Here is a 23707-nt window from a genome sequence, read left to right as displayed (position 1 = left end):
TATAAGGGACAAGTCGCACGTTCGGGCCCGAAGGGGAGCGGAGATCGGTGAACGAGTTCACTGATCCTTAACCGCGAGGAAACGCTACCCTCCTTGATCCGCCACGACCATAGATGGACCAGACTTTGTTCATCGCGAGGGTTGGAAGCCGGCGGGGTCCGGACGTCCGTCCGGACCCCGCCGGCTGCTGCTCCACCGGCCGCATGAAGGCAGGACCTGCCGCCCGGACCGCGGGGCTGCTCACCCCGGGTGGTGAACGACGGCGCTCGGCCTCTCGGTGTGCTGTTCCTGATCGCCCGGCCGGGGCCCGCCCTGAGCGCGCAACGCGATCACGGTTGGGCCCGAGCGGCGAGTCCGCGGCGCAGGCGGGGCCGCACGGAGCGCCTCGCGCCGCGGTGAAACGGCGCCGTCGAACCCCTATGAAGCCGACGCCGGTTCGATGAGCGGCTTCATTTGATCACGGACGAACTTGTCCATGCCTTTGATGCCGGCCTTCCACATGATCTCTTCGAAACCGCCGCTCGGGAAGGCCACGTTGTTGAATCTGCCGTTCAGTATGCCCCGAAGCCCACCACCGGCTCCGCCGAGCAGTGCCTCTTTCCAGATATCGCCAGCGCTTATCGTGCCTTGGGCCGCATTGACCCCGCCCTGCACCGCGCTACTTGTGACACCCTTGAGGAAGTCCTTGACGCCATCGTAGAAAACGTACTCACGCCAAGCTCTCGGCTTTCCGAAAGCGCCGCGCCACTCGTTGTCCGCCCAGGTGCGCGTGAGGCGCTGGCCGAAGTCCGTCTCGGACCGAACCCGATCGGCAGCCGTGGACAGCCTCTGCGCGGCCTCGACGCGGTCCGCGGCCGCCCGGTACTCGTCGGCTGCCCGCGCCACTTCGGCCGCACTCTCCCGCGACTTGTGTTGCCTGACAGCCAGCTCCTGCCGGGCCTGCTCATGTACCGCCTGCCTGCCTGCGAGCTCCTGCCGCCTGGCCGAGTACGCCGCCTCCGCCAAGGAGAGCTCCCGCGCCGCGTCCCGGATCCAGTCGGGGTGCCCGCTCGCCCGGTACACGTCGCTCAGGGTTCGCCGTGTCCTGAGCGCCAGCTCGGCGTCTTCGAACCGTTTCGCGGCTGCCCGGACATCGTCCTCCGTGCTGCGCACCCGCCCCTCGGCGCTCCTCAGATAGGACGCATCAGGCTGGCTCTCCCGCTCCTGGCGATACCGGGCCTCCGCACCGGCCAGATCGTCGTCCAGACGTCTCCTTTGCGCGGCGCTCCCATCGACACCCAGCGAACGGGCATGACTCGCGGCGTCAGCGAACTCGTCCCACGGGTCGGCACCCGGCGCAGCCTGCGCCCTCGGCGCGCGGTTCGCGGCAGCGGACGTCGATCGGCCCAGTGAGTTCACGGCCTTCCTGGCCTGGTCGGAGAACGAGACGAAGACCGGTTTGCCATCAGCGCCCTGACGGACCGCTCCCGCGCCATCGAGCGCCTTCTTCACCCCGCTTCCCTCCAGGCCGCCGAACAGCCCCCCTGTGCCGGCGCTGATCGCCGCGCCCGTGAAGAGCTTGCCTGCATCGATCGGTTTGCCCTGGACCGCCGTCGAGGTGGCGCTTGCCGCCAGGTCGACGGCGAAGTCCTTCGCCCCTTCGGTCAGCACGCGGCCATAGCCCAAACTGAATCTCTCGGTTCGAATGGCGAGCCGGCTGAAGCCCTCGATCGCCTGGCGTGCCCGGACGAGGAACCCCACCAGACCCTCCAGGATCTCTGCCAGCAGTCCGATCAACCGCCCCGCCGTGCCGACCAGCAGCGCCAGATAGGCCCTGGCCGCGGCCAGCAAAGAGGGGAAGAAGGTCGCCACGGCGATGAAGGCGAGGGTCACGGCAATCTCGATCGCCAGTTCCTTGAGAACCTTGAGGACCTGTTCATGCCGATCAGCGTGTTTGTTCTGCTCGCTCGCGAGCTGGTCGGCCAGCTCCACGGTCTGCCCGGAACCCTCCATGAGGGCCACGACATGCTGGCGGAACGCGGCCGCGTCCTCACCCTGCCAGTCCCCCTGCGACTGCGTCAGCAGCGTGCCGAGCTGGTCCTGGTGTTCCCGCAGGTAGTCCGCCAGCTCCCGCCAGCTCTCCGCGTGTGCACGCAGCACCGCCGGCTCGCCGGCGGGATAGGGGAGCCCGACCCTGTCCAGCAGCCGCTCCGCGTCATCCATGCGTCAGTCCCGGGGCACCGGCGATTCCTCCCGTCGCCGATCGTCCGATGGCCGCCAACGCGTCCATCTGAAGGGCCCGGTAGCGCTGGCCCGCGGTATCGAGGTGCTCCGAGTCGGATCTCCGTTCGGTCGTCCGTGACGTCAGAACGTCCCTCATCGAGTCGACCACGGCCAGGTACTGCTGTGCGGCGTCCCGTGCTTGTGGCAGGGTGCCGTACGCTTCCCCGATACCACCGCATCGCATGGCGAACCGATCGGTAGTCTCAGCCATCTCCGACGCGACGGTGCGGAATCCCGCGCTTAGCTGCTCCAAACGCGCCACGTCGACCTGCAGATCAGCCACCGAGTCTCCTCAATATCCTCAGCCTCCCAGTCATCATGCGAGAAGAGGGGTGGCGCAAAACGCGTAAAGCGAACACGTGATTGTCTGTTAGGAATCTGTTCAGGACTGCGTCATGCACGCGTTGGTGAATCACGGGCGGGCCCGTGGCGGTGCTTACCCATCCCACGCGGGCGAGGTTCAGCCGATCGTCGGCGCGATCGGCTCGGGCGAGGCTCGGGGTGCTGGGTGGGACCGGGCGGCGCGAAGCGCCCCCGTGGGGGCTTGGCCCTGTGACCTGGGGGCCGCCTCCCACGCCCTTGCGGCAGTGGGGGAGCGGCCAGCCACGGCGACGCCGCAGCTCGCCACCCGCCCGAAGGCGCTGTTTCGGCCGCCCGGACCCACTGACAGGTGAGATCAGGTCACCGCACCGGCTCGTCCCGAAGCCCGAAGCGGGAAACATACGGGGCGAAGGCGGCCCGCCGCTCCTGCGCGTCCAGACCCAGATCGGCGAGCCGGTAATCGACGCGCCCGTTCCGCCCCCGGCGATGAGTCGCCAGATACTCCTCCACCGCCGCACGCGCCTGGGGCGTGTACGGCTGCCCGGTCATCTCGTAGATGCGCCGCACCGTCCCCGCCTCGTCCGCCATGAACTCGTGGAAGCGCACGTCGAGCGAGTGCTCGGCGGGCACCAGCTCACGGTCGCGCATCAGGCCGTCCAGCAGGTTCCCGAGCCGCTCGGCCCAGTACTTGCCGACCGCGGCCGGGTCCGGCTGGGCGGTGCTCATCCGCAGCGCGTAGCACACCATCGTCGCCATGGAGGCGGTGACGGCGGCCGGGTCGCGGTGCGTGAACACCACGCGCGCGTCCGGGAAGACGTTCATCAGCGGGCGGAGCTGCTCCAGATGCTGCGGGCACTTGAGGATCCACCGCCGGCCGGCCTTCTCGCCGCGCAGGAATGTCATCACCTGCATGGCCCGCTTGAGGTAGGCGTAGGCCGGGGTCTGGTCGTGGGAGAGGTACCAGTCGCGGTACGAGGGCACCATCACCTGGGTCTCGAAGTGCATCGACGCGAACTGCATCGCCAGCACGTTCAGTTCCTCGTGCGCGTACGTGGGCGTGAAGTCCAGCATCCGCTTGAAGTGCGGCATCGCGCTGTGCATCAGCTCCAGCGTGCTGGTGGTGCGCGCGATCCGCGGCGCCGGGTCGTCCCGGGCCTCGCCCGGTGCCGGCACGGGCTCGTTGGCCTCCCAGAGCTGCAGCTCGCGCAGCGCCGGGTCGGCCGAGAGGACGTTGTGCAGGTGGGTGGAGCCGGTCCGGAACAGGCCGGTGATCACGATCGGCGCCTCGATCGGGATCTCGGTGATCTCCGGGTGCTGGGCCACCAGGTCCTCGATGCGCAGCCGGTTCTTCAGCAGCTCCACCATCTGGAAGAACTGCGCGGTGCGGCCCGACGCGCTCAGCCCCGCCTCGTTCTCCAGCGCGTCGCACAGCACCCGCAGCGGCTCCTGGAAGCCGGGGTCGCCGAAGTCGTCCAGGTTGGTCTGTGTGGTGGCCGCCTCCATCAGGACGTCCGGCTCGAAGGCCACGGACGGCGCCATGGTCGCCATCGCGCCGAAGATCTCCTTGACCTCGGCGGAGAACTGCGGCTCCGCGAGATCCTCAATGTGTACGGTGTCCACCCGTTGTCTCCGTTCCTCGCACCACTGGGCGCGACTGGCGTGCATCGAGGGATGGCGGCAGGCGGGTCCGGATGTGCACGTCGGAAGCGGCCGCGGTGCGGCCGTGCACCCGCATTGCCGGCAGGGCCTGGCCTGCACCGTGTGCGAGCAGGGGGGATGCCTCCGCCATCGGGTGGGGCACACGCTCCCGCATGATTCTTAAGGTCGGCTAACCCGCGGCGAAACCCGGCCCGCGGGTCGGCCGGCCCGGCCGTCCCGGTCAGCTCCTGCGGAAGAACTCGACCTCGCCCAGCGCGAGATGGCGTCCCGAGGAGAGCCCGGCGGCCTCGCGCAGCACCAGGCGCACGCGCACCACGTCGCTGATCCCGGTGGTGACGGTCTGCGGGCCCGGCCTGTCGCCCAGCGCCACCTGCTCGGTGTGCACCGTGCCGTCCTCCGAGGTCACCTCCAGCTCGACCCGGGTGGGGCGGGCCTCGCGCCGGAAGTCCCCCGGCTCCGCCGACGGCCCGGTGCGCACCACCAGGTCCACCAGCCGGAACGGCCGCTGGAAGGTGAACGTCACGGAGGCGCCCGGCGCGGGCGCGCCCCAGTAGCGGTTGGTGAGGCCGTCCGTGGCGGCGGTCGCCGGGTGGCCCGGCACCGCGGCGCTCGCGGTGACCTTCGACGGGCTGATGGGCGAGGCGTCGCCGAGCTTGTCCCGGACGTCCTCCAGGGCCGTGCGGCCCACCGGGAGCAGCAGGAAGCCGGCGACCACGAGCGCGGCCACCACCAGCAGCGCCAGGATCCGGCGGAGCCACCGCCCCGAGCCGCCGATCCGCACCCGGCGCCTGAACGGCCACCGGGTGCGCCACCACGGCAGCGCCGCCACCGTCTTCGGCGCGTCCAGGCGGGCCGCGCAGCGCCGGCAGAACCTGCGGCCCGGCTGGTTGAGCGTCCCGCACGACGGGCACGGCACCCCGCCGTCCGGCTCGCTGACCACGGACGGCCGCACCACGGGCCGCGCGGCCACCGGCTTCGCGGGTTGCACGGGGCCGACGGGCTCGGGGGCGGAGGGTTGCGGGGCGGCGGGGCCGGCGGGCGGCGGGGCACTCGGAGGCGTGGAGGGTTGTGTGGATGCGGGCGAAGGAGCGGGGGCGGACGCCTGGGTGGGCTGAACACTCCACTCCGCCGGCGCACCGGCACCGGAACGGGCGCCCACACCGGAACCAGCGCTCACACCGGAACCGGGTGCGCCGGCACCGGCACCCGTGCGGGAACCAACCGCACCGGAACCCGAACCGCCCGCGCCCGTACCGGACCCGGCACCCGCACCCGCACCGGGCGCACCCGCACCGGGCGCACCCGCACCGGGCGCACCCGCACCGGGCGCACCCGCACCGGGCGCACCCGCTCCGGACCCGTCGCCCCCGTCCCCCGAACTCCCCTCCGACCACCCCAGATAAGACCCGCAGTTCCCGCAGAAGTCGTCGCTCTCGCCGTTGGCGGAGCCGCAGACCGGACACGCGCGCATGGTTCAGTTCCCTCCGTCGGCGGGCGGGGCGGTGAGGATCTCCACCCGGCAGGTGAGGTGGACCGGGCAGGATGCGGCCACGACGGCGCGCACCCGGGCCTCGTCCGGCGCGGGCCCGGTCGTCGGGCGCTCCGGCCAGACCCGGACGAGCAGTTCGCCGGAGGGCGCCGGGGGCAGCGCGGCGCCGGGCGTGGTGGACCAGAGGGCGCCGCCGCCGTCCACGATCTCGGACCCGACCCCGAGGCAGAGCGACAGCAGCTCGGCCAGGCCCCGGTGGGTGCCGCGCCGGCGGTGCAGTTGCACCGCCCGTGCGACGACGCCCCGGCGCAGCTCCCCGGGCCACGCGCCGTCGAGCCCGATGCCCACCCAGGACGCCAGCCAGTCGACGAAGTCCTCGGGCGCGAGCCGCGGGTCGAAGTACGCGGACAGGTTGTCCAGCGTGGCGAGCACCGGAGCGAGCACCGTGTCGAGCCCGGCGGTGAACCGCTGCGCCAGATCGTCGTCCGCGTACAGCGCCGGCAGTTGCGCGCCGATCGGGTACCGGCTGGGCAGCCCCGGCACCGCCGCCCGGCTCATGACGGGCCCCCGGACGCGGTGACGGCGATCTGGTGCTGGTACGAGAAGACCAGCGCGTTCGGCGCGACCGGCACCCGCTCGACGGGCGCCCCGCGCCGCCCGGTGACCGGATCCGCCGGGAAGAGCCTGACCTCCTCCACCAGGCCCGCCCGCGGCACCCGCTGGAGCACCGCGAACACCTCCCCGTACTGCACCGGCCTGCCGAACGGCCACCCCGTGCCGTCGTCGCCGCCGACCAGCGGGTTGAGGTGCCGGTACAGCGCCGCGAGCGCCGCCTCGCGGACCCGGTCGGCGTCGTCCGCCGCGGCCACCAGCCGGGCCACCACCGTCACGCCCTGGTACGCGGGCGGCTCCACCACCAGCCGGGTGCCGAGCAGCCGCCGCTCGTCGAGCCGCCCGGCGATCGCCGCCAGGGTCTGCTCGGCGGGGATCAGCTGCTCGAAGCGGAGCCGGTCGCCCTCGTCGGCGACCGCGTCGGGCACCACCAGCACCCGCACCGCGCCCGCCTCGTCCCGGGCGGCCGGCAGGCACCGCACCCGGGCCACCGACGGCGCGGCCTGCCGCGCGATCAGCTCGTAGTCGGCCGCGGTGACCGCACGCTCCTGGAGCCGCAGCACGTTCGGCGCGCGCACCTTCGCCTCCGCCACCGTCTCGCCGTCCACGCCGCCGCGCGCCGCCTCCCGGTTCTCCACCCGCGCCACGTACGGCACCGAGCTGCGCAGCACCGAGATGGCGCCGCGGGCCACGTTGCCCGCGGTGCCGCCGCCGGTGCGGTAGCGCGGCACCCTGATCCGGGCGCCCTTCGCGGGCACCGCCCCGTAGGTGCGGACCGAGCCGTCCGGCTCGCGGACCGCGGGCGGGAACGCGAACTCGCCCGTGGTGGCGTCGACCAGCACATGCCGGTCGGTGGGCGAGGAGTCGCCGAAGTGCTCGACGGACGTCCAGGTCTCCCAGCCGTCGGCGGTGGACACCTCAGCCACCGGCGGCTCGCCGTCCAGCAGCACCGGCGGCCTGGGCAGCGTGAACCGCTGCCCCGCCACCCCCTCCGAGGTGCCGAGCGGCACGTCGTGCACCGTCTCGGCGTGCTCGGCGGTGGCGGTGCCGCCGACGGTGAAGACCTCCGCCTCCCGGATCGTCGGCGACTCCGAGTAGAACGGCTGGCCGGGCTCCGGCGCGGTGACCCGGCAGCGCAACCAGCCCGCGCGCACCCCCGCCACCACCGACGCGGTGTGCCCGGCCGGCACGTACACCATCACCTCACCGGGGCGGTTGAGGCCGCCGGTGGTGTCGGCGCCCGTCTCGCAGCCCACCCACCGCGCGCCGTCCCACACCTCCCACGCCAGCGGCGGCTGCCGCGGGTCGACGCCCACGCCCTCCACCCGGCTGTCCAGGCGCACCGCGACGATGCACCGCGGCACCGCGGACGGCAGCCCGAACAGCATCGCGTCGCCCACCTCGGGCCGCGCCTGGAAGCACCGCACGTCGACACCCGCCGCCAGCTCCGACGTCCGGTCGGACGGCTCGCCCGACACCGGCACCGTCACCACGCGGTGCAGCGAACCGGGCACGATCGCCAGGTCGTCTGCCGTGGCGAACACCACCTCCTGCTCGGTGTCGCCGCGTGGCGTGGCGACCTCCGTGCCGGCCCGCAGCAGCACCGTCCCGGGCTGCGGCGCGGAGAGCCAGAAGTCCACCTCCGCACGGGCCGCGGCGGGCGGGAAGAGCCGGATGCCGAGCAGGTCGAGGAAGGCCGTGTAGTTCTTCTCCGGCACCCGGTTCAGCCGGTACAGCAGTTGGTCGACCAGGTACGCGAACGTCTCGATCAGGGTGACCCCGGGGTCGGAGACGTTGTGGTCGGTCCACTCCGGCGCACGCTGCTGCACGTACCGCTTCGCCTCGTCCACGAGCTGCTGGAAGCGCCGGTCGTCCAGGTTGGGGGAGGGCAGGGCCATCGCCTCACACCTCCTCGTCCGGCCGCCCCGCGGCCCCGCCCCCGGGGCCCTCGGGGATGGTGTAGAAGGGGAAGACCAGATTGCGGCGGTCGTTGGTGGAGCGCACCGTGTAGCGCACGTCGATGTAGAGGACGCCCTCGTCGACGGTGTCGAAGGCGACGACCACGTCCGTGACCTCGATCCGCGGCTCCCAGCGCTCCAGGGCCACCCGCACCTCGTACGCGATCCGGCCCGCGGTGGCGCCGTCGCCGGGCGCGAAGACGTAGTCGTGGATGCCGCAGCCGAACTCGGGACGCATCGGGCGCTCTCCGGGCGCCGTGCCCAGCACCAGCCGGATCGCCTCCTCGATCTCCTTCTCGCGCTCCACCATCGCGATGCCGCCGGTGGGCCCGACCCGCAGCGGGAAGCCCCAGCCGCGTCCGATGAACCGCTCGCTCACGCAGGCCCCCCGATGAGCACGTTCACGGCGCCCGCCACGACCAGCGCGCCGCACGCCGTCCTGTCCCGCACCTTGGCCGCGGGCAGGCCGCCGATCAGGACCTGTCCGGTGGCGGCCGCCACCGGGTCGGGCAGGAGCACGTTCGCGGGGCCCAGCGGGGCGTGCAGGGGGCAGACGTGCAGGCTGCCGGTGACCGCGGCGGGCCGGCCGCCGATCAGCACGGAGGCCACCGGGACGGCGGCACCCGGCGGCGGGGTGCCGATGGTGCCGCCGTGGGCGGTGGCGTCGCCGGTGCGGGCTGCGGGGGGCATCGTGGTTCTCCTCGGTTGAGTGGGGCGCCGTCAGTTGATCCGGACGATCCCGGCCTTGAGCACGGCCTCCAGGGCGGCCTGGACGGTGACGTCCGCGGTGCCGTGCACGGTCACCGACCGGCCGCGGATGTCCACCGTGCCGGTGCCCGCGTCGAGCGTGATCCCGCTCGGTGACAGGGACACCGAGCCGAGTGGCCGCCGGCCGCCGGGACCGTGCACCGTCAGGTCGATCCGGTTCCGCTGCGCGTCCAGGAGCACCTCCAGGCGCTTGTCGTCGCTGGCGAGCCGGACCCCGGAAGGGCCGCCGCGCGCGTCCAGCAACTCCAGGCGGTGCCCCGAGCGGGACACCAGCGAGCGGCGGTTGAGCTTCCCGCTGGTGCCGTCCACCAGCGGCACATCGTGCGGCGAGGGCCTGTCGACGCCGTTGTAGAGGCCGCCCAGCACATAGGGACTGTCCAGCGAGCCCTGCTCGAAGCCGACCAGCACCTCGTCGTTGACCTCCGGCCCGAACACCCCGCCGCCGCCGTGCCCGCCCCACTGGACCGAGCGCACCCAGCCGGTGACGTAGTCGTCGGAGAGCCAGGGGAACCGCAGCCGCACCCAGCCGCGCTCCGCGCCCCCCGGCTCCCGCACATCGGTGACGACGCCGATCGCGAGCCCCGGCATCCGCATCCCGCGCGACGGCGCGTTCCCGCCCGTCACCAGGCCCGCCAGGGAACGGTCCTGCGCGGCGCTCACCACCACCGTGGTCCGGTAGCCGCCGTGCGGCTCCAGCACATGGTGGACGGCGGTGGCCGTGTACCGCCCCGAGAACTGGGCGCCGACGTTGCCCAGCGCCACCGGCACCCCCGCGCGCAGCTTCGGATTGCCCTCCGCGACCGCCTCCACCTCGGCGAAACCGGCGCTCACCGACGCGGCCAGCGAGCCGGCGGCGGCCACGGCCCGGGCCTGGGTGCGGTACGGGGTGTCGGCGACCGTCAGCCGGGTGTTCGCGCCGAACACCCGCGCCGCCGCCGACGGGCTGAGCCCGGGCACGACCGTGCTGCTGCGCACCGACGGCTCACGGGAGACCAGCGCGCGCTTGGTGGTGACGTCCCAGCCCCGCACCTCCACGCTGTCCGCCCCGTCGGCGCCGGTCAGCGCGGCACGCAGGGCCAGCAGGTTGCGGCCGTGCTCCAGCACCAGCGGGTTCTGCGTGGCGGGCGTCGAGGGCGCCGGGGCCCCCGCGGCGGGCCGCGGCCGCAGGAACTCCACCGTCCCCTTGTCGTCCACCGTCACCTGCGCGCCGCTCTCCTCCGCCAGGTACTGGAGGAACTCCCAGTCCGAGACGTTCGGCTGGGACAGCTGCTCGTGCGTCACACCGGGCGCCTGGACGCGCCCGCAGGCGAGCCCCGCGCCGGTGACGACCTTCCGCACCACGGCGGCCGTGGTCATGTTCCGGAACGCCACCACCTTGCGGCCGCGCATCAGCCGGTGCGTCTTCGCCATCGCCCGCACCACCGTGAACGCCCCCGTGCTGTCGCTGTCCAGCTCCAGCGCCGTCACCTCGCCGGTGAACAGCCGCTCACGGGCGTTGCCCTGCACCGTCACGACGGAGACCGTCAGCGGGGTGCCGAGGGTGATCCCGGTCTCCTGGAGGAACTCGTGGTCCCCGTCCCGGTACGTCAGCACCGCCGCGTCGGGCAGCCCCGTGCTCTCGTCCACCACACAGCTCACCAACTGCGCGGCCCAGACGGGCGGCACCTCGCCCGGCGCCTCCACCACCGGGTCCGCCGCGAACGACCGGCCGCCCCGCGCCTCGGGAGTCGTCATCGCGCCGCACCGCCCGCCGCCGCGCGCTCCGCGTCGCCCGCCGTGTCCCGCCCCGGCACCACCAGCTCGGTGCCGGGGGCGAGCGCCATCGGGTCGTCGATGCCGTTGGCCTCCGCGATGGTCCGCCACGCCGTGGCGTCCCCGTACGCGCGCCACGCCAGCAGCGGCAGGCTGTCGCCGGCCACCACCCGGTGGGTGCTGCGCGCCTCCCGGGAGCCCGACGTCGGGTTCTGCCCCGCCGGGTCGACGCTCGCCTCCTCGATCGACAGCGCGCAGGTGGCCCGCAGCGGCCTGCCGTCCACGTCGAAGAGGGTGTACGACACGGACAGGCTGGAGAGCACCCCGTCGAACGACGTCGTCTTCGACGTGCCCCAGTCGAACCGCACCCACGGGCTCGCCGGTTTCTTCCGCGCCAGGCTGGACGGCGTCGGCACACACGCCGTCATCAGTTGCTCCACAGCTTTCTCCACGGAGTTGTCATGGGTGGCGGTGGCGTCCAGGAAGACCTCCAGGGACAGCGAGCGCGGCCCGCTGCCGACGAACTCGGGCAGCGCGGACTGCCCGGCCATCCGCGACGGGGTGCGCCGCCACTCGGTGGTCTTGCTCAGCGACAACCGCGCCGGGTTGAACTGCAACTGCAACCGGGCCAGCGCCCCGCCGGGCCGGGCGCCGACCTTCGCGGGCGGCTCCATGATGGTCAGCTGGGCACGGGCACGGCTGGTGCGGATCGCGGGGGACACGGTGTTCCTCCCTCCTCGGGTGCGGTGAGTGCGGTGAGTGCGGTGAGTGCGGTGAGTGGGGTGGTGGGGCGGAAGGTGAGCGGTGGGGTGTGGTGGGGGCGGGTCAGGACGGGCGCAGGCCCTCGTGGGCGATCTCCAGGGTCTCGACGGCCGCCTCGGACGTCGCCGGGTCGAACGACGGGCCCTGCCAGCGCACCGGCACGGCACCCAGCACCTGCCAGCTCACGATCCGGCTCAGGTCCGGCTTCAGCGCGACGATCTCGCCGTCCTTCGGCTCCACCCGGCGCAGGATCTCGTCCAGCCAGCGCGCGATCTTCGTGGTGTCGGCGGTGACGGGACGGGTCAGGGTGATGTTCGACCAGGTGATCCGGCCGGGCAGTTGCCACGCGAAGCCGTTGTTGCCGCCCTCCGCGTACTGCTCGATCTCCACCTCGGCGCCCAGGCCCGAGCAGGTGTGGAACGCGCCGAGGTCGTTGCCGCCGATGGCCAGCTTGAAGAAGACGCTGGTCGCGAAGATGCCGTCCGTCATGCGTCGATCCGTCTCTGCTCAGCACCTGTCGGTGGGTGGTGCGCCCGGGGCGGGCCGGTACGGCCGGGGCCGGTGGGTGCGGTTCGGTGTTCGGGTTTCGGTGTTCGGTGGTCTGGTGGTTCGGTGATCTAGCTGGTTGCTGGTTGCTGGTTGCTCGGTGGCCGGTGGCCGGTGGTCGGTGGCCGGTGGTCGGTGGCCGGTGGTCGGTGGCCGGTGGTCGGCGGTCGTGAGCCGGTGGTGCGGTGGTCGTCAGCGGTGGCGGTCGTAGGGGCGTCCGGTTCGCTCTCTGCCGCGTCTCAGCTCCGCGCGGAGCAGACGGCCGACCGGGTCGAGCAGCCGCCGCGCCAACTCCTCCAGGTCGGTGCCGGTGAGCCGGTCCGGAGCCGGCGGTCCGGTGGCCGTCGACGGGACCGGCGGGCCGGCCGGCGGGCCCGCCGGGCGTCGCTGGACGGCGGTCAGCGGCACCCCCGAGATCCCGGCGGCTGCCGCGGCCCGTTGCAGGGCCCGGGCCGCGGCCGCGTCGGCCGCCCCGTGCGACGGGGCGGTCCGGGACCCCGCGGCGCGCTGTACACCCTGGTGGGCGGGGCCCGCGGGAGACGGGCTGGGCGGTCCGCCCGCGGTGGTCGCGTCCCCGCGCCCTCCCCCCGCGCGCCCTCCCGTGCGCACCGGCAGGCCCGGCAGGGCGCCGCCTGACGGGGCGTCCGCGGTGAGTCCGGCGGACCCGCCGAGGGCGTCGCCGGTCACCGGCAGCCGCTGGACGGGCCCGGCGGCCGTGGCCGGACCAGGGTCCCTCGGGGGTGCGGGGCGTACGACGGGCACGGTGTCGCCGCCCGCGCGCCCCGGCGTCCGGGCAGGGGCGCCGTGCGGGGCATGGCCGAGGGGTGCGGAGCCCGGTGCGGCGGGGGCGAGGCGGACAGTACCGGCGGCGGGCCCGGCGGTGGCCGGCTGGACGTGCGTCAGGGCGCCGGTCCCGGCGGGGGACTGGGCGGTGTACGGGGCGGAGGACGTGGCGTGCGTCCGGGCGGGGCGAACCGTGGTGAGGCGGGAGCCTTGTGTGCCGGTTGCGCCGGGAGCGGCGGGCGTGCCGGTCGTGCCGGGCCCGGGCGCGCCGGCCGGTGAGGCGAGCCCGGCGGCCGGTCCGGCACCGGCGCCGCGCACGGGACCGGGCCGGTGGCGGACCGGGTCCGTACGGCGCTGGACCGCGGCCGTTCCCCCGGCTCCCGGAGCGCCGGGCGAGGCGGGCGAGGACGCGTCGGCCGGTGCGCGGTGGGCGAGGCCCCGGCGCCAGACGGCAGCCACCACGGGCGGCCGGTTCGCGCCGGCGCCGGCCGGGGCGGTGGCCGAGAAGCCCGCGGGGCCGTCCGTGCGGACGGCGAGGGGCCGGTCGGCGAGCAGGCCCCGGGTGCGGACGACCGGGGGGTCGGAGTGCGGGGGAAAGCCACCGTGGACGAACGGCATGGCGGCACCGTCCGCGGCAGTACCGGCGCCGCTTCCCGGTCCACTCCCGTTTTCCGGTCCACTCCCGCTTCCCTGCCCGGCCCCGCTTCCCTGCCCGGCCCCGCTTCCCTGCCCGGCCCCGCTTCCCGGGCCGGTGCCGGTGTCCGTGCCCCTGCGGGTGCCCGTGCCCCTGCCGGTCTCCGCGTCCGTGCCGGCCGCCGCGGAGCCCGCGGCGGGCGCGGGCACGGCGAGCCGCTGGAGCGGTGCCGGGAGGACGGGGCGCACGGCGGCCGGTCCGTGCCCGCTCGCCGGTGCGGCCACATCCCCCGGTACCGGTGTGCGGCCGGACGCGGGGCCGCCGCGCCCGGTGGCCGGCCGTACCCCGCCCGGGGCGCCTGAGCCGTCCGGGGCACCCTGCCGCGTACGGCCGTCCGCCTGCCCCGCGTGCCGTGCGCCCACCGGCCCGCCGTCTGCCGTCCCCGGCGTGCCCGCGAGCCCGGTCTTCGCGGTCCCCGGCGCCTGCGTGCCGGCCCGTACCCGGGAGGCGGGTCCACCGCCCGCGCCCTGCCGGGTCCCCGGGGCGCCGGTAGCGCCCGGCGCGCCGGTGCCGCCGCGCCGGCCGCCGCCCGGCACCGATCCGTTCCCGGCTCCCGTGCCCGCGCCCGTGCCCCTCCCAGTCCCCGTGCCCGCGCCTGTGCCCCTCCCAGTCCCCGTGCCCGTGCCCGTGCCCCTCCCAGTCCCCGTGCCCGTGCCCGTGCCCGTCCCAGTCCCCGTGCCCGCGCCTGTGCCCCTCCCAGTCCCCGTGCCCGTGCCTGTGCCCGTGCTCGTTCCCGTCCCAGTCCCCGTGCCCGTGCCAGTTCCCGTGCCCGCCGAGGCGGCCCCGCTCCCGGAATCCGTACCCGTCGTGGGGCCGGCGCTCGTGCGGGACGCCTCCGCGGCGCGCCAGGCCGCCACCGCCCTGCGCAGCTCCGGCAGCGCGGCGACGGCCGCCGCCCGGGCCGACGGCGTGCCCGGGGCCCGCACCGGCATGTCGGGCCCGGCGGCACCGGAGGCGCCGCCCCGGCCGCCCGGGGCCGCGTCACCGGACGTGGCGCCCCCGCCCCCGGGCGCACGGCCGCGCACGGCACCGTCGACGTGCCGCTGCACCGGGCGGCTGCCGAGCAGCGGCGCCCCGCCGGAGGGCACCGCCGTGTCCGGCAGCGCGGCCAGCGGCGCGCCGAGGCCGGTGCGCGAGCCGCGTTCCGGGGCCGGGGGAGCGGTCGTTCCCGACGGCGTTCGGGGTGCGGCCCGCCCGGCCGGTCCGGGTGCTGTGCGCGGGCCGGCCGGTGCCGGGGCGTCCGGACCCGTGGGCGGATCCTCGTCCGCGCTCCGCCGTACCACCGGCATCGGCTCGGCCGCGGACCCGGCCCCGGACACACCGCCCGCCCCCGGCCCGGTCAGCGGCGCGGCCGTCGAGGGCAGCGCACGCAAGGGCTCCCCCAACGCCGGGCGCACGGCTCCGGGGCCGGCGGCCACGCCGCCCCCGGACGGAGCCCCTGAGGCGCCGGACGCGGCCGTACCACCTGCGGACGACGCCGTTGCGCCACCCGCGGACGCCGCCGCACCACCCGTGGACGGGACCGCCCCGCTCCCGGACGCCGCCGTGCCGGCCGCGGTCGTGGCCGCGCCCCTTCCGGATCTCCCGGACACGGCCGAACCGTCGGCCGGCGCGGACCGTGCGGCGTCCCCCGTGCGCCCGGCGGCCCCCGCGGCCGGGCCCGCCACAGGGGCGGCCGGATCCGGCGGCGGAACGGCGGCAAGCCGTCGCACCGGCATCGCGGGGCGGCGGGCGACCGTCAGCGCGGGCCCCACCGGACGCGGGCGGACCGGCGCGGGGCGGGTGCGGGCCCGGGAGCCCGCGGCCGCGCCCACTCCTGCCCCTGCGCCTGCCTTCGGAACGGTTCCGGTCCGGGCCCCGGCCGCCCCCGCGTCCCCGGGCGACGCGGGGGCGGCACCCGCCGCGTCGGGCCCCGCATACGCCGCGTCGGACGTCCCGGGCTCCGGGGCCGCCCCGGTGGCCGGCGCGGCCCGCAGCAGCAGCGGCCCGCCGTCGGCGGAGGCACGGCGGGCGGACCCGATACGGGGAGCGGCCGGGCGGGCCACGTCGTGGAGCAGGCCCACCGGTGCCGACGGCAGCACGGCATGGCCCGGCTCCTCATGGAACGCGGGGTTCTGCCAGGCCGCGAGCCCCGCACGGAACCGCAGCCCGTCGCTCACCCCGAGCGCGGCACGCGCCACGGTCAGCACCAAAGGCGCCGTCCGCCGCCACCCGCCGTCCCACGCCTCGGGCACCGCCACCCCCGCACCCGCCCCGGCGGACGCCCCCGCACCCGCCCCGGCGGACGGCTCCTGTCCCGCGCCGCGCACCCCGCCGGAACCCGGCGCCCGGCGCCCGGCGCCTGACACCCCGCGGGAACCCGACGGTTCGCGCACCGCGCCTGGCACCCCGCGGGAACCCGACGGTTCGCGCCCCGAGCCGGACATCTCGCCGGAACCCGACCCGCCGCGCCCCGCGCCGGGCGCACCGTCGGACTCCACGGGGGCCGCCGCCCCGGCGCCCGCCGGGCGCCCCGCGCCGGACGTGGCCGGGCCGTCCTCGCCACGGCCGCCGCCGCGCCGGAACACGTTCCGGATCCGCACCCCGCTCACCCGCCTTCGTTCACGCGGGTGTTGATCCGCGCTATCTCGCGCACCCACTGCCGGCGTTCGTCGTGGGTGAGGTCGAGGATGTCCTCGCGTTGCCAGTGGAAGTGGTAGGCGATGTACGCGATCTCCTCCCGGAGCCGGGGGAGCGCGTACGTCACGATTCCCCCAGGCGCCCACCCGAGAGGTCGATCTCGAACGAGCCGTCGCAGTGGGGGCAGGTGACGGCCGCGTGGGTGTGGCCCTCGCTGTTGATGCGCCGGTAGAAGTCCTGGAGGAACGCGATGTCGGTGGCGTACATCCGCTCCACGACCCCGGCGTGGATGTCCGTGACGGTGCCGAGCCGGGTGATCACCTGGCTGAGCAGCACCACGCCGAGGTACGCCGGGTTCTCCTTCACCCGCAGGTCGATCTGCGGGCGCAGCTCGTCGCGGGCCGTGGCGAGCCGCATCGAGCCCGTGCGGTGCAGCACGCCGTCGTCGTCCACGTACCCGCGCGGCAGCTCGAAGCCGAACTCGGTGCGCAGCCCGTGCCGCTCGGGCCCCCCGCCCCGCTCCGGGGCCTGCGCCTGCGCGGCCGGTGTCTCGGCGGGGCCGGCGGGCCCGGTGGTCCCCAGGATCTCTTCCACCGTGTTCGCGGTGACCGTCCGCCGCCTCATTCGACCACGATCTCCTCGAAGGTGATGGTCACGGTCTCGGTGGCCGCGGACGACTCACCGGCCTTGAGCGAGGGCCCCTCCCACCTGCTGGCCCAGCCCTGCATCAGCTGGATGCGCCGCACCGTCGCGCCCGTGGAGTCCTTGATCTCGATGGTCAGGTTCTGCCGTGCGGTGTCCACCGCGCCGTTGTTCAGCGTCTCCTTGATCCACTTGGTGAACTCGCTGCTCTTGTCCAGGCCACGGGTGATCGTCACCTCGCCGGCCTGCCGTGCGCCGGGCTGCTTGCGGATGATCTGCTTGCCGTCGGCGGTCACCTGGCGGACCTCGACGACCTCCTCCTCCACGGTGAGCCCGCTGATCTCCTGGATGGACTCGACGAGATAGCCGCCGAGCTGCACGCCGAAGACATGCGTGGAAAGAGCGTCACCCTCTGCCATGACTGTGTGTCACCTTCCGGAACGGGACCGGCGCGCTGAAGGACCGGTCGCCTTGCTGACGTGGGCCGCCCGGGCGCCCCGCGGATCACTCGCCGACGGCGCGCCGGGCACCCGCCCGGGTACGCGCCGGCGTGCTCTGCTCACTCGTTGACGAGGCTGGTGCTGTCGGAGAACTGGGCCAGCCGGAACACCACGAACTCGGCGGGTTTGACCGGTGCCACGCCGATCTCGCAGATCACCTGGCCGAGGTCGATGGAGTCCGGGGGGTTGTTGTCGCGGTCGCACCTGACGTAGAAGGCCTCCTCGGCGGTGCGGCCGAACAGCGCGCCGCGGCGCCACTCCTCGGTGAGGAACGCCGTGACGTTGCGCCGGATGCTCGACCAGAGCCGGTCGTCGTTCGGCTCGAACACCACCCACTGGGTGCCGAGCAGGATCGACTCCTCCAGGTAGTTGAAGAGCCGGCGCACGTTCAGGTACCGCCAGGCCGGATCGGAGGAGAGGGTGCGGGCGCCCCAGATGCGGATGCCGCGGCCCGGGAAGGCCCGGATGCAGTTGACGCCGATCGGGTTGAGCAGGTCCTGCTCGCCCTTGCTGAGCCGCACGTCGAGGTCGACCGCGCCGCGGATCACCTCGTTGGCGGGCGCCTTGTGCACACCGCGCTCGGCGTCGCTGCGCGCCCACACCCCGGCGACGTGCCCGCTCGGCGGGACCAGGGTGTTGCGGCCCGTCGCCGGGTCGAAGACCTTGATCCACGGGTAGTAGACGGCGGCGTAGCGGGAGTCGTAGCCGGCGGTGTCGTTGCGCCAGGTGCGGGCGTGCTGGGCGGGCAGCGCCGGCGGGGTGTCCAGGACGGCGACCCGGTCGCCCATCTGCTCGCAGTGGCTGATCACCGCGAGCTGCACGGTCTTGACGCCCTCGGCGTCGATGTCGCCGCGCTGGTGCGCGCTCATCAGGTCGGGCACCGCGACCATGGTGATCTCGTCGATGGCCTCCAGGCCCGCGAAGCCGGTGCGGGCCCCGGCGTCGCCCACGTACTCGGTGGGGCTGAGCGACCGCCCCGGCGCGGTGGGCGCGGGCGCCGCGGCGAGTGCGAGGGTCTGCTTCTCCGGGCGGCTCGGGGCGGCGCCCGCCTGCTCCTCGGCCCGTACCAGGCGGGACTCGCGGAGCTGGGTGAGGACGAACGCCTTGACGTTCCTGCGGGTGGAGACGTCGAAGGTCTCCGCCACCTTGCCGTCCTGCCGCACCACCAGGCGGAACCGGTCCTCCGGGGGACTCTCGCCCTCCGCGTCGGCGACCTCCACCGTGATGCCGTCGCCCGCGCCGGGCAGCGCCGAGATCAGCAGCCCGCCCAGCTCCACCGGGGCCGGCTGCTGCCCGCCGCCTCCGCTCCCGTCCGCGCCCTGCGCCGGACCGCCGATCCGCACCACGTACGCGCTGCCGCCGCCGTTGGCGAAGTACCCGTAGACCGCGTGGGCCAGGTAGGTGCCCTCCGTGAAGCCGCCGAAGGTCTGCGTGTACTGGTCCCAGTTGGTGACCAGCGTCGGCTGGTGGAAGGGGCCGGCCGCGGCGAAGCCGACGAACGCGGCGACGGCGGTGCCGACTCCCTCGATCGGCCGGGCTCCGGACTGGACCTCCTCCACGTACACGCCGGGGGTGAGGTACGACGGCATGCTCGCTCCTTCGTCTGGGCGCTGCGTCGCCTCAGAGCCTCGTGGCCCCGACGGGCCGGGCACCAGGTCCCGTGGACCCGCCCCCAGGGCAACCCTGCTGCCTTCCGGGGCCACCCCGGTACCCCTGGGGTGCGCCGGGGGTGCCGCCCGACCCCAGGGGCGCGGGCCTGTACCGATATGCGGCTCCGCCGCGTGGGCGCGACCACCCGGACGAGACCGTCAGGCCGTCACCGCCCCGGAGGGGCGGTCCCCGGACCACCGGCCGGCGGGTGGTCGACCGTGGGCGATCGGACCCTCCGCGAAACCCGTTGGCGGCCTACGGCGGCCACTGCTACGTTTCCGGAGGCCGTGCGAGAGAACGAGGAGGTGGTACCCGTGAACGCAGCGTCGACATGGGTGCTCCCCTCCGGGGTCACGGTCGGGCGACAGGTCGTCCGGGAGCGCCGCTCTGAGCACTCCCGAAAGGCACGACCATGCACTTCACTTCCGAACAGCGCCTCGACGACGGCGTCCTCGAACGCGAATTCACCCTCGGTGGGATCCCCGGCATCCTGTGGACGTCCGGGTCCGCACCGGCCCCGCTGATCCTGAGCGGCCACAACGGCGGCTTGCACAAGCGGGAATCGCGGCTGGCGGCCCGGGCCCGGCACTGCGCGGCGGAGTACGGCTTCGCGGTGGCCGCCATCGACCACCCCGGGCACGGCGACCGGCCCCGTTCCGCCGTCGACGAGCAGGCTCGCGCCGACCTCCGCCGGGCGATGGCGGCCGGCGAGCCGGTCGACGAGATCTTCGAGTCCTTCATCGGCCCGCTGGTCGAGAAGGCGGTCCCGGAATGGCGGACCACCCTGGACGCCCTCCTTTCGCTGCCCGGGATCGGCGGCCCGGTCGGGTACTCGGGGATGACCGCCATCGGCATTCGGCTGGCGGTGGTCGAACCGCGCATCGCGGCCGCCGGTCTCTTCGCCGGGGGTTTCGTGCCCCGCGCCCAGCGCGAGGAGGCCCGGCAGGTCACCATCCCGCTCCAGTTCCTGCTCCAATGGGATGACGAAGGGAACGACCGGCAGTCGGCCCTGGACCTGTTCGACGCCTTCGGCACCGAGGAGAAGACACTGCACGCCAACATGGGCGGGCACACCGGCACCCCGTGGTTCGAAGTGGACGACGGGGCCCGGTTCTTCGCCCGGCACCTGAGGTGAGGCCGGGCCCTCAGGCCGGCGGCGGACGCCAGGCGGTGCCGGCCGGGACGCCGCCATCGAGGACAGGTCCCGACTTCCTCGACGGCGGTGGCCGGCGGATGCCGCGACCGGGTGGTTGCCCGTCGGGGCACCGGCGCCCGCGGTGACGCCGCATGCCGAGGTGGCCCCGTGCCCCCGGGTGGGCCGGGGCCGGCCCGAAGAGACGCGCGCCGCTCACGCCACCTGGACGGAGTCCAGCCAGGGGCCGAACTCGCTCTCCAGGACGAGACGGCCCAGCTTCCGGTACTCCTGCATCACCGCGGACACCACCTGCGCCATTCCGAGCGGCCGGCCCGCCTCCGCCGCGAGGTACGCCGCGGTGACCGCACACGCCCTTATCGAGCCGCCCGCCAGTTCGAAGCGCCGCGCGCAGAAGTCCAGGTCGAGCCCGTCGTCGCGAGGGAGCGCCGCGCCCAGGCAGCGGTCCCACAGGGCGCGCCGCTGCGCCTCGTCGGGGATCGGGAAGTCGGCGACCACGTCGAGCCGCCGGGTGAACGCCTCGTCCAGGTTGGCGCGCAGGTTGGTGGTGAGCACGGCGATTCCGTCGAAGGACTCCATCCGTTGCAGCAGGTACGCGGACTCCACGTTCGCGTGCCGGTCGTGCGCGTCCCTGACCTGGGAGCGCCTGCCGAAGACGGCGTCGGCCTCGTCGAAGAGCAGGATGCCGTTGACGCCGGCCGCCTCGGTGAAGATCCGCTCCAGGTTCTTCTCGGTCTCGCCGACGTACTTGTCCACGACGGTGGAGAGGTCGACGACGTACAGGTCCATGCCCAGCTCCGCCGCGACGACCTCCGCGGACATCGTCTTGCCGGTGCCCGACTCCCCGGAGAACAGCGCGATCACCCCACGGCCGCGGCCGCCGCCGGGCCGCATCCGCCACTGCCCCAGCACCTGTTCGCGGTGCCGGGCGCGCAGCGCCAGCTCGTGCAGCTGGCGGCGGGTGGGTTCGGGCAGCACCAGATCGGCCCAGCCGACGGCCGGTTCGATGCGCCGGGCCAGGCGCTCCAGGCCGGCGCTGTTCTGCGCGCGCACCGCGGTCCGCAGGTCGTCCCCGCCCACCGCCCGCCCGTCGGCCACCGCCATCCGCACCGCCACCGCCGCGGCCCTGTGCACCTGTTCGGCGTCGAGACGGTAGGAGGCGACGGCCGCGGCGAGCTCGTCGTCGGGCGGCAGCACGGCGGGCGCCCGGTCCGCGCCCGCGGCGCCGGTGAGCGCGTCGCGCCACTGCCGCAGCCGGTGCTCGGGGGTGAGCGGCGCGACGGTGAACGGCACCGGGCTGTGGCTCGACCACAGCGGGTCCCAGCCCCGCGCGCCGTAGGTGATCAGGGGCAGCCCGGCCGCCGCCGCACAGATGTCCCGGAGCAGCCTGGCCCGTTCGGGGCGTTCGGGCGCCAGCGTCTCCAGCGGGCCGAGCACCAGTCCGCCGCCGCTCAGCCGGGCCTCGGTGGCCAGCACCCGGGGCAACTCCTCGGGCACCGGGCCCGCGGTGAGCGCGGCGATGTCCAGGACCAGCGGCCGGCGGCCGCAGTGCAGCAGCGCGTCGACCGCGAGGCCGCCCGCGTCGCCGCCCCGGTCGTGCAGGTGCACCAGGCCGCTGCCGGTGGCCGCGGCGGCGGCGACCCGGGTGGTCAACGGGTCGGCGGGCCGCCGTGCGCCGCCCCGGCCCGGGCGGACCAGGCCGTGCAGCCGGGCGTCCGGCTCCTCGTCACCGAGCAGGTGGGCGGTGACCCGGTCGGGCACCCGCAGCACGCGGGACAGCAGCGGCCGCTCGCCGTCGCAGATCCGCACCAGGCCGCCCGCGACCAGCGGCGCCGCCGGTGAGAACCGGAACCGGGCCGGGCCCGCCGGCGGCACCCCGCACAGCTCCAGCGCGAGGCCGATGGTGGCCCGGCGCCGCGTCAGGTCGTCGTTGAGGTAGCCGTAGAGCCGCTCGAACCGGGCGTCGATGTCCGGCGCCAGCGCGACGAGCAGAAGCTCCACGTCCAGCGGCAGCAGCCCGAACGCGGCGGCGAGCCGCTGCAAGCGGGTCGGGGCCGGCCCCGGCCGGGCGCCGGCATCCTGCCCGGCGGGATTCGGCGGGCTGATGGCCCCCGCGGTCGGGCCGCCCTGCGGGGGGAGGCCGTCCTGTCCGGTGGCGTCCTGCGGGGGGAGGCCGTCCTGCGCGGTGGCCCGTGGCGTGGGGCCGTGCGCGGTGGGGCCCTGTGGGGTGCGGCCGTGCGCCGCCTGATCCTCCGCCGTGAGCTCCTGCGGGGCGGGGCCCTGGGGGACGGGACCCTGTGGAACGGCCCGTTGCGGAACGGCCCGTTGCGGGACGGCCCCTTGCAGAACGGCCCCTTCCGCGGCGGGCCCCTCCGCCGTCGTGTCCCCGCCGGTCTGCCGCGTCCCGGTACCGGCCGCCGCCAAGGACGACGGGGCGCGCAGGATCCGCTCGGCCTCCTCGGGGGTGAGGTACTGCCCGCGGTACGGGTCGTCGGGGTCGGGGTCGTCGGCCCTGCGGACGGCGACGGCGTGCCGCACCCGGGCTTCCACCCGGCTCAGCCGGGCCCACAGGTCCGCGAGATGGTCCGCCCCGGCGGCCACGAGCGGGCCGGCCCCGCCGGTGATCGCGTCCGGCTCCCCGGCCGTCGTCCCCGGCACCCGGCCGGTGTCCGCGCTCATCGGACCGTCCCGCCGCGGCGGCGCCGGCCGGGGGGCAGCGGCCGGTCGCGTTCGGCGGTGAAGCCGTCCGGGCCGGGGTCCGTGCCGCCGGCGTAACGTAACCGCCGGCCGGGGCGCGGCACCGCCGCACCGTCTCGTCCCCGCGCGGCGGGGGCACCGTCCGCACCCTCCGGATCCACCCGGCCCGGGGCACCGTCCGGACCCACCGGAACCGGCACACCGTCCGGATCCCCCGGCACCGGCGCCCCGCCGAGCCCTCGTACGCCCCCCAGCCCGTTCCGTTCCCGTGCCGCCCGCACCACGAGCCCCTCCGTGACCGGCGGGCCCACCGCGTCGGGCTCGCCCACCAGCGGCGCCGACACGCGCAGGACGACGGCGGCCTTCAGCTCGCCGCCGAGCGCGGACCAGACGTCCGACGCGGACGGGCCGTCGGCGCCGGGCGCCCCGACGGTGAGGCCGACGGGCAGGCCCAGGTCGGCGAGCGAGCCGGTGAGCAGCGCGGGCGGCAGCACGTCGGAGCGGACCAGGCAGCGCAGCACCTGGGACAGCAGCCGGTGTTCGTCCTGCGGCCGGTTGGTCCACGCGGTCACCAGGTACGTCAGCTCGAACCACCGCGGGGGCCTGCGGCGGGCGACGACGGCGCCGGAGGTGTCGTACTCCGGGGCGCTGCCGGACTGCCGGCGGGCGGTGTCCTCGCGGATGTCGTAGAGGAAGACGCTCACCGAGGGGGCGTTGCGGCGGGCCGACCAGTCCTTGGTGGGCGCGTCGAAGACCAGCTCGACCCCGCCCGCCACGACACCGCCCTCCGCGAGCAGCAGCCGCAGTCCCTCGTCGACTTCATGGATCACCCGTGCACCG

The 23707-nt window shown here is 75.2% G+C and carries 19 protein-coding genes; 1 reads left to right on the top strand and 18 read right to left on the bottom strand.

What is annotated here, in order from left to right; translation table 11 throughout:
• Window positions 1-417: 417 nt before the first annotated feature.
• From ACSMXW_RS10255 to ACSMXW_RS10180, 16 genes are all read right to left on the bottom strand, one after another.
• Window positions 418-2202 (bottom strand): WXG100 family type VII secretion target, encoded by a 1785-nt coding sequence (locus ACSMXW_RS10255; protein ID WP_485805428.1) that lies wholly within the window; start codon window positions 2200-2202, stop codon window positions 418-420.
• Entirely contained in the window at window positions 2195-2545 is a 351-nt protein-coding gene (locus ACSMXW_RS10250) for a hypothetical protein (RefSeq protein ID WP_485805426.1), read from the bottom strand. The genes ACSMXW_RS10255 and ACSMXW_RS10250 overlap by 8 nt, the downstream gene beginning before the upstream one ends.
• Before the next feature lie 398 nt (window positions 2546-2943).
• On the bottom strand, window positions 2944-4203 hold the full coding sequence (locus ACSMXW_RS10245; protein WP_485805424.1) for a sulfotransferase family protein: 1260 nt from the start codon (window positions 4201-4203) through the stop codon (window positions 2944-2946).
• Between the two features lie 259 nt (window positions 4204-4462).
• A complete protein-coding gene (locus ACSMXW_RS10240; RefSeq protein WP_485805422.1) occupies window positions 4463-5230 on the bottom strand; it encodes an NADase-type glycan-binding domain-containing protein in 768 nt (255 codons plus the stop codon).
• Between the two features lie 486 nt (window positions 5231-5716).
• A complete protein-coding gene (locus ACSMXW_RS10235; RefSeq protein WP_485805420.1) occupies window positions 5717-6289 on the bottom strand; it encodes a phage tail protein in 573 nt (190 codons plus the stop codon).
• Complete coding sequence (locus ACSMXW_RS10230; protein ID WP_485805418.1) at window positions 6286-8241, bottom strand: putative baseplate assembly protein; 1956 nt, start codon at window positions 8239-8241, stop codon at window positions 6286-6288. Before ACSMXW_RS10230 ends, ACSMXW_RS10235 begins: the two co-directional genes overlap by 4 nt.
• A gap of 4 nt (window positions 8242-8245) precedes the next feature.
• Window positions 8246-8680 carry a GPW/gp25 family protein gene (locus ACSMXW_RS10225; RefSeq protein WP_485805416.1) on the bottom strand — a complete coding sequence of 145 codons (435 nt, stop codon included), beginning with the start codon at window positions 8678-8680 and terminating at the stop codon, window positions 8246-8248.
• Window positions 8677-8991, bottom strand: a complete 315-nt coding sequence (locus ACSMXW_RS10220; RefSeq protein ID WP_485805414.1) for a PAAR domain-containing protein — start codon at window positions 8989-8991, stop codon at window positions 8677-8679. Before ACSMXW_RS10220 ends, ACSMXW_RS10225 begins: the two co-directional genes overlap by 4 nt.
• 30 nt (window positions 8992-9021) lie before the next feature.
• A complete protein-coding gene (locus tag ACSMXW_RS10215) occupies window positions 9022-10803 on the bottom strand; it encodes a VgrG-related protein (RefSeq protein WP_485805412.1) in 1782 nt (593 codons plus the stop codon).
• Window positions 10800-11543: a CIS tube protein gene (locus tag ACSMXW_RS10210; protein WP_485805410.1), complete on the bottom strand. Its 744-nt coding sequence runs from the start codon at window positions 11541-11543 to the stop codon at window positions 10800-10802. Before ACSMXW_RS10210 ends, ACSMXW_RS10215 begins: the two co-directional genes overlap by 4 nt.
• Before the next feature lie 103 nt (window positions 11544-11646).
• On the bottom strand, window positions 11647-12072 hold the full coding sequence (locus tag ACSMXW_RS10205) for a phage tail protein (protein WP_485805408.1): 426 nt from the start codon (window positions 12070-12072) through the stop codon (window positions 11647-11649).
• Between the two features lie 249 nt (window positions 12073-12321).
• Window positions 12322-13530 carry a hypothetical protein gene (locus ACSMXW_RS10200; RefSeq protein ID WP_485805407.1) on the bottom strand — a complete coding sequence of 403 codons (1209 nt, stop codon included), beginning with the start codon at window positions 13528-13530 and terminating at the stop codon, window positions 12322-12324.
• Between the two features lie 2663 nt (window positions 13531-16193).
• The gene (locus ACSMXW_RS10195; protein ID WP_212910050.1) at window positions 16194-16352 is read right to left on the bottom strand and encodes a DUF6760 family protein; all 159 of its coding nucleotides are present in this window, start codon (window positions 16350-16352) and stop codon (window positions 16194-16196) included.
• Entirely contained in the window at window positions 16349-16849 is a 501-nt protein-coding gene (locus tag ACSMXW_RS10190; RefSeq protein WP_485805406.1) for a hypothetical protein, read from the bottom strand. The genes ACSMXW_RS10195 and ACSMXW_RS10190 overlap by 4 nt, the downstream gene beginning before the upstream one ends.
• Window positions 16846-17286 (bottom strand): phage tail protein, encoded by a 441-nt coding sequence (locus ACSMXW_RS10185; RefSeq protein WP_485805405.1) that lies wholly within the window; start codon window positions 17284-17286, stop codon window positions 16846-16848. Before ACSMXW_RS10185 ends, ACSMXW_RS10190 begins: the two co-directional genes overlap by 4 nt.
• A 140-nt stretch (window positions 17287-17426) precedes the next feature.
• Window positions 17427-18956 (bottom strand): phage tail sheath family protein, encoded by a 1530-nt coding sequence (locus ACSMXW_RS10180; protein WP_485805403.1) that lies wholly within the window; start codon window positions 18954-18956, stop codon window positions 17427-17429.
• A gap of 473 nt (window positions 18957-19429) precedes the next feature.
• Here ACSMXW_RS10180 and ACSMXW_RS10175 point away from each other — a divergent pair, with 473 nt between their 5' ends.
• Window positions 19430-20152 carry a dienelactone hydrolase family protein gene (locus tag ACSMXW_RS10175; RefSeq protein WP_485805401.1) on the top strand — a complete coding sequence of 241 codons (723 nt, stop codon included), beginning with the start codon at window positions 19430-19432 and terminating at the stop codon, window positions 20150-20152.
• 213 nt (window positions 20153-20365) lie between these two features.
• Here ACSMXW_RS10175 and ACSMXW_RS10170 read toward each other — a convergent pair whose 3' ends face one another.
• Both ACSMXW_RS10170 and ACSMXW_RS10165 read right to left on the bottom strand, forming a co-directional pair.
• Window positions 20366-22849, bottom strand: a complete 2484-nt coding sequence (locus ACSMXW_RS10170) for an ATP-binding protein (RefSeq protein WP_485805399.1) — start codon at window positions 22847-22849, stop codon at window positions 20366-20368.
• Window positions 22846-23697, bottom strand: a complete 852-nt coding sequence (locus ACSMXW_RS10165; RefSeq protein ID WP_485805397.1) for a Pvc16 family protein — start codon at window positions 23695-23697, stop codon at window positions 22846-22848. Before ACSMXW_RS10165 ends, ACSMXW_RS10170 begins: the two co-directional genes overlap by 4 nt.
• Window positions 23698-23707: the final 10 nt, after the last annotated feature.

The organism is Streptomyces sp. DSM 116793 (assembly GCF_057320905.1).
Note: the sequence above shows the minus strand (reverse complement) of the source record. Positions and strands in the feature narration are given on the sequence as shown.